The organism is Aquabacterium sp. UBA2148, from assembly GCF_002328915.1.
GTDB lineage: Bacteria > Pseudomonadota > Gammaproteobacteria > Burkholderiales > Burkholderiaceae_C > Aquabacterium > Aquabacterium parvum.
In genome coordinates, this window is record NZ_DCXA01000029.1 from 1 (window position 1) to 6,677 (window position 6,677).

4 protein-coding genes and 1 pseudogene are annotated in these 6,677 nt (G+C 66.2%); all 5 read left to right on the forward strand.

Annotated features, from left to right (window positions below; all coding sequences use genetic code 11):
* Positions 1 to 215 (forward strand): annotated as a pseudogene (locus B2W70_RS01730) (hypothetical protein); the annotation flags it as partial.
* Positions 216 to 224: 9 nt separating this feature from the next.
* Positions 225 to 1,382 carry an ABC transporter permease gene (locus tag B2W70_RS01735; RefSeq protein WP_058088409.1) on the forward strand — a complete coding sequence of 386 codons (1,158 nt, stop codon included), beginning with the start codon at positions 225 to 227 and terminating at the stop codon, positions 1,380 to 1,382.
* Between the two features lie 149 nt (positions 1,383 to 1,531).
* Positions 1,532 to 4,336: a parallel beta-helix domain-containing protein gene (locus tag B2W70_RS01740; protein WP_286742243.1), complete on the forward strand. Its 2,805-nt coding sequence runs from the start codon at positions 1,532 to 1,534 to the stop codon at positions 4,334 to 4,336.
* Between the two features lie 101 nt (positions 4,337 to 4,437).
* The gene (locus tag B2W70_RS01745; RefSeq protein WP_286742245.1) at positions 4,438 to 5,616 is read left to right on the forward strand and encodes an ABC transporter permease; all 1,179 of its coding nucleotides are present in this window, start codon (positions 4,438 to 4,440) and stop codon (positions 5,614 to 5,616) included.
* Between the two features lie 48 nt (positions 5,617 to 5,664).
* Complete coding sequence (locus B2W70_RS01750; RefSeq protein ID WP_286742247.1) at positions 5,665 to 6,543, forward strand: fumarylacetoacetate hydrolase family protein; 879 nt, start codon at positions 5,665 to 5,667, stop codon at positions 6,541 to 6,543.
* The last annotated feature ends 134 nt before the right edge of the window (positions 6,544 to 6,677 follow it).

Genomic DNA, 6,677 nt, shown 5'->3' on the forward strand with positions numbered 1-6,677 from the left:
TGAAGGCCGCTTCGCCCGAAGGCGGCTCGGCCGGTTCGCTGCAACTTGAAGCCGTGGCGGTCAAGGCAGGGCGCACCTTGGGCGATGTGCGCGAGGTGCTGCCGGCAGAGCCTGCCGCGTCGTCGGCCGCTTTGAAAGCCGGTGACAAGGTGGTGACCGGGGCGCCGCGTGCTTTGAAGGCAGGAGACTGGGTCAAGGCCGCCGAGGGCGAGTGAGGCGAACGCATGTTCCTGCTGCGCCTGCTGCTCAAAAACGCCTTCCGGCACCGCCTGCGCACCCTGCTCACCATGGTGGGCCTGGTCGTGGCCATCTCGGCGTTCGGCCTGCTGCGCACCATCGTCGATGCCTGGTACGCGGGCGTGGACGCCACCTCGAGCACGCGCCTGATCACGCGCAGCGCCATCTCGCTGACCTTTCCGCTGCCGCTGAACTACGCCGAGCGCATCCGATCGGTCGAGGGCGTCAGCGGTATCTCCTGGGCCAACTGGTTCGGCGGCATCTACATCACCGAGCGCAACTTCTTTGCGCAGTTCGCGGTGGACCCGCCCAGTTACCTGGCGCTGTACCCCGAGTTCAAGCTCACCGATGCCGAGAAGCAGGCCTTCTTCCGTGATCGGCAAGGCGCCGTGGTGGGGCGCAAGCTGGCCGCCAAGTTCGGCTGGAAACTGGGCGACACCGTGACCCTGCGCGGCACCATCTACTCGGGCAACTGGCGCTTCACCATCCGTGGCATCTACCAGGGCGCCGACGCCAAGACCGACGAGCAGCAGATGTTCATCCACTGGCAGCGCGTGGCCGATTCGGTGCGCGCGAGGCTGGGCAACAAGGCCGACTTCGTGGGCGTTTACATCGCACGCATCCACGACCCCGATCAGGCGCCGCAGGTGTCGCAACGCATCGATGCGCTGTTCGCCAACTCGCTCGCCGAGACGCTGACCGAGACCGAGAAGGCCTTTCAGCTGAGCTTCGTGTCGATGAGCGAGGCCATCTTGCTGGCCGTGCAGGCCGTCAGCTTCATCATCATCCTGATCATCATGGCCGTGATGGCCAACACCATGACGATGACCGCGCGCGAGCGCCTGGCCGAGTACGCCACGCTCAAGGCCCTGGGCTTTCGGCCCGGCTTCGTGGTCAAGCTCTTGTTCGGCGAGAGCCTGCTGATCGCGCTGATCGGTGGGGGCCTGGGCATCGCGCTGACCTTCCCCATGGCCGAGGCCTTCGTGAAGGCGGCTGGCACGCTGTTCCCGATTTTCCGGGTCTCGGAGCTGACGGTGGCGATGCAGGTGCTGGCGGCGCTGGTGGTCGGCGGCGTGTCTGCCGCCTGGCCTGCGTGGAAGATGTCGCGCATCGACATCGTGCAAGGGCTGCGCCACGTGGCGTGATGCGTCAGCCTGTTCGGGGCTGAACCCCCCGGTGTTTGCAGGATTACCCGGGTCTGTCGTGCAGCCGACAGTTGTCCTTTGCCTTGCCTCCTAGCCTGCAGGTCCCAGCAGGGGTGTCCGCCCTGCATTCAGGACCCAGGAGGAAACCGATGACCCACCCTTGCTCCCTGGCCTTGCAGGCCTGTCGATGGGCGATGGCCTGTCTGTTGATGGCACTGGCCTGTGTGCAAGTGGCCCATGCTGCGGCACCCAAGGTGTTTCGCATCGAGCCCGGCGCCAACGCCGCAGCCGAAACGCTCAAGGCCATCTTCTACGCCAGCGAGGGGGACACGGTCGAGTTCGCGGCGGGGACCTTCAACTTTCCCAGCGGCCTGATCATCCACGGCAAGCGCGGTTTGACCATCCGTGGCGCCGGCAAGGACAAGACCCGGCTGAGCTTCCTGAACAGCAACACGGCCGAGGGCATCAACGCTTCGCATTGCGAGGGCATCACGGTCGAGGACCTGGAGGTCATCGACACCCCGGGCAACGGCATCCGCATCTACCGCTCGAAGTACGTGACGTTGCGGCGCATCAAGGCCGGCTGGAGCGATGCGGACCCGGTCGCGGCGGGCTACCAGGTCAAGCCGAGCAATGGCTTCTACGCCATCTACCCGGTGATGGTTCAGCAGCTGCTGGTCGAGGACACCTACTCATACGGCTCGGTCGACGCGGGCCTGTACGTGGGTCAGTCCAGCGATGTGATCGTGCGCCGCAATGAGGCCCGCTACAACGTGATCGGCATCGAGCTGGAGAACGTGCAGCGCGGCCTGGTCGAGCAGAACCTGGCCACCGAGAACACCGCGGGCTTCCTGGCCTACGACCTCGAAGGCCTGTCGCAGTACGGCGATGGCAGCGTGGTGCGCCACAACCGCTTCATCAACAACAACACCAAAAACTTTGGCGCGGCTGGTTTCGTCAAGGACGCGCCGCCGGGCACAGGCGCCATCATCGCCGCGCAGGACAACCTCGAGTTCTACGGCAACGAGATCGCGGACAACCGCACCTCGGGCCTGCTGGTGGTGAACTACGGCTTCGTCAACTTCAAGGCCACCGACAAGAAACTGGACTGGTTCAACGAGGCGCTCAACATCCACCACAACACCTTCCGCCACAACGGCTACAAGCCGCCGATGCTCGACATCAACGACGCGTCCACCACGATCACGGCGCTGATCTGGCTCAAGGGCGGCGGCATCTCGGCGCACATCCTGACCGATGGCCAGGTCGACAAGCTGGGCGACTGCGGCGCCTACCCGGTCGACAAGGACGGCATCTCGCTCAAACTCGCCAACCCCGGCGAGAAGGACCGCGTGAACCCGCGCCAGACCACGCTGGGCGGCCCGAACTACGGGCTCAGTGACCCCATGCCCGGTTGCCACCACACCGACTGGAAGTTCAACATCAGCTACAACTGGCTGCTGGGCAAGCAGGGCGCGCTGCGCGACGAGCTGCGCGTGTGCATCACCGACAACCAGTTCGACCTCTCCACGCTGCCCTACCTGAACGCCAACGTGAAGAACAGCGACTTCACCGACCTGGCCAACTTCAAGCTCGGTGACCGCAACCTGTTGCGCCACCAGTGCAAGCTCAAGAGCGTGCCGCTGCCTGTGCTCAAACTGCCCTACGTGCTGCCGGGTGATGCGGTGACACAGCCCACGCAGGAAGAATCCCAGCAGGCTTGCGCCGCCTCGCCCAAGACGGCGGTGAACTTCGAGCTGGCCGGGCGCCACAACTGCCCGACGCTGGACGCTTACGGCCTGTTCAGCAACGAGCAGGATCCGCGTGACCAGCCGCGTGGCAATGGCATGCACTACGAGCTGACCTCGACGCTGTTCACCAATCACGCGAGCAAGTACCGCTTCATCTTCATCCCGCCCGGCAAGGCCGCGCAGTACCGCGATGGCAAGACCGGCTTCAAGACCACGCAGCCTGCGGGCGCGGGCACGGGCAACTGGTACCCCACCGCCGACGTGCCGGCCGAGAGCCTGGCCACGCTGGCGTTCCCCACCGGCACCATCATCGCCAAGACCTTCACCTTCCGGCGCGAGGACGCCGCGGGCAAGCTGCTGGCCGAGGACATCCTCGAGACCCGCCTGCTGATCAAGCGCGAAGGCCCCGACGGCCCCTTCTGGATGGGCCTGCCGTATGTTTGGGAGAAGGATGCCGGCGGGCGCATGGTGGCCAAGCTGACGCCCCAGGGCCGCGAGCTCTCCGGTCGCTACGACTACCTGGACCAGGACCCCGAGGTGCGCGACGCCAAGGGCCAGCGCGTGCGCTACACAGGTGACGTGCCGCAGTACAGCGTGCCCTCGGCCATGGCCTGCGTGGTCTGCCACGGCTCCGACCGCTCGGGGGAGGGCGGGGCGGTGCCCATTGGCCCCAAGGCGCGCTTCCTCAATCGCCTCAACCCGCGCCTGGGCAACCAGAACCAGCTGCAGTACATGAAGGCCCAAGGCCTGCTGACCGGCCTGCCCAGCTCGATGGCGGCGGTCGAGCGCGCGCCGAAGTGGAACGTGCCGGGTGACAGCGGCCAGCCAGCGGGCACCGCGGCCGACATCCAGGCCCGCGCGCGTTCGTACCTGGAAGCGAACTGCGCGTCTTGCCACAACCCCGGAGGCGAAGCCGCCAACTCGGGCCTGTTCCTGCAGCTCTCTGGGCCGCTGACCCAGCAAAGCGGGGTCTGCAAGAAGCCGGTGGCCGCAGGTCGGGGCGCGGGTGGCATCCAGCACGACCTGGTGCCGGGCAAGCCGGAGGCCTCGATCCTGCTCTATCGCATGGCCTCCAGCGAGAACGGCGTGCGCATGCCGACGCTGGGGCGATCCATCCAGCACGCCGAAGCGGTCACCTTCATCAGCGAATGGATCAAGGTCATGCAGGTGGAGGACGCGGCCCTGGCCAAATCGTGTCAATGACCTGCTGAGCGAGGCCAGGCGGCGTCGACCGGCGCCCTTGGCCGATCAGCCAGGTCTGCAGCAGCGGGTGAGGTGCGCACGGGCTGACGCACAATGCCGCCATGCCCGCCCTGCGCAACCTGCCCCTGAGCTACATCGCCCGCAACCTCTGGGTGCGGCGCGTGACCACGTTGCTCACGGCGGGCGGCATGGCCCTGGTGGTGTACGTGTTCGCCACCGTGCTGATGATGAGCGAGGGCATCCGCGCCACCTTGGTGGCCACCGGTCAGCCCGACAACGTCATGGTGCTGCGCAAGGGGGCGGGGGCCGAGATCAACTCCGGCATCACACGCGGTCAGGCCGCCATCGTGAGCAGCCTGCCTGGCCTGGCCACCGACGGGCAGGGCCGGGCGCTGATCAGCCGCGAGCCGGTGGTGCTCAACACCTTGCCCAAGCGGGACAGCGGCAAGCCCAGCAACGTCACCGTGCGTGGCACGTCCGACATCGGCCTGATGCTGCGACCGCAGGTCAAGCTGCTGAAAGGGCGCATGTTCACGCCGGGCACTTCGGAGATCGTCACCGGCACGGCCGTGGCCAAGGGCTTCGCCGGTGCGGGCCTGGGCGAGACGCTGCGCTTTGCCGGACGCGATTGGCGCGTGGTCGGCGTGTTCGATGGGGCGGGCAGCGCCTTCGACTCCGAGATCTGGGGCGACAGCGAGCAGATGATGCAGGCCTTTCGCCGCCAGAACTACTCCAGCGTGGTGCTGCGCCTGGCCGATGTCGAAGGCTTTGACACGCTGCGCGCCCGCATCGAAGACGATCCGCGCCTGACGCTCGAAGCCAAGCGCGAGGTGCGCTTTTATGCCGAGCAGTCCGAGGCCCTGGCCACCTTCATCCGCCTGCTCGGCCTGGCGCTGTCGATCATCTTTTCCATTGGCGCCATCGTGGGCGCGATGATCACCATGTTCGCCTCCGTGGCCTCGCGCACGGGCGAGATCGGCACCTTGCGTGCGCTGGGTTTCCGGCGCAGCGCGGTGCTCACGGCCTTCCTGGGCGAGGCCTTGCTGCTGGCGCTGGTGGGCGGCATCATGGGTTTGGCGGGGGCCTCGCTGATGCAGTCGGTGGACATCTCCACCGTCAATTTCCAGACGTTTTCGGAGCTGGCATTTCGCTTTCGCTTGACGCCGGCCATCGCGGTTCAGTCCATCGCTTTTGCGCTGCTGATGGGCCTGGTCGGCGGCTTCATCCCCGCCTGGCGTGCTGCGCGCATGAAGATCGTCGATTGCCTGCGCGCGGCCTGATGCCCGCGCTGTCTGTTCAAACCTTCGCACCCTTCAAGGATTTCATCGATGCACCTGTGCACCTTTGACCAACAAGGCATCACCCACGTGGCCCTGGTGCGTGGCAAAGACCTCGTCACGCTCGACGACAAGCTTGGGCTGGCTGCCCACCAGCCGATGATCGACCTGATCACGCGCTGGTCCGAGCTCAAGCCCCAGGTGCAAATGCTCGCCGATGCACCGGCCGATGCCTCGCTAGACGAGGTTCACTTGCAAGCGCCGGTGCCGCGCCCGGGCAAGGCCCTGGCCATCGGCTTGAACTACCTTGATCACGTGCAGGAAAGCATCGTGGGCGAGGCGCGCACCGTGCCCGACCACCAGGTGTGGTTCCCCAAATTGCCCAATGCCATCCACAGCCCGTTTGACGACATCGTGCTGCCGCGTGTGTCGCAGATGACCGACTACGAGGGCGAGATGGTCGCTGTCATCGGCCAGCGCTGCCGGCATGTGCCGGCCGAGCGTGCGCACGAGGTGGTGTTCGGCTACGCGGTGGGCAACGACGTGTCGGTGCGTGACATCCAGAAGCGCACTTCGCAGTGGACGCTGGGCAAGGGCTTCGACACCCACGCGCCGTTCGGGCCGTGGATCACGACGGCCGATGAGGTCGATGACCCGCAGGCGCTGGAATTGCGCTGCTGGGTCAATGGCGAGTTGCGTCAGCACAGCAACACGAAGCTGATGATTCACAACGTCTGGGCGCAGATCGCGCAGCTCACGCAGGTGATGACGCTGGAGCCTGGGGACGTGATCTTCACGGGCACATGCGCTGGTGTGGGCGCGGCTTTCTCGCCGCCGAAGTTCTTGCGGGGTGGGGACACGGTGCGCATCGAGATCGAGAGCCTGGGGGCGATCGTGGCGCATTGCGTGGATGAGGCGCCGTTGGCTTGAGCTTCTGTTGTTGCTCACGCTCCTGTTGATGCGGTGGAGCGGGAGGGGCGGGGTTGTTGGGGCTTGCCATCGTTGAGCAACGCTCAGGGGGCGAGGGGTGCCTGCTCAGGCGGGACTGTCAGATTTTTTGTGTT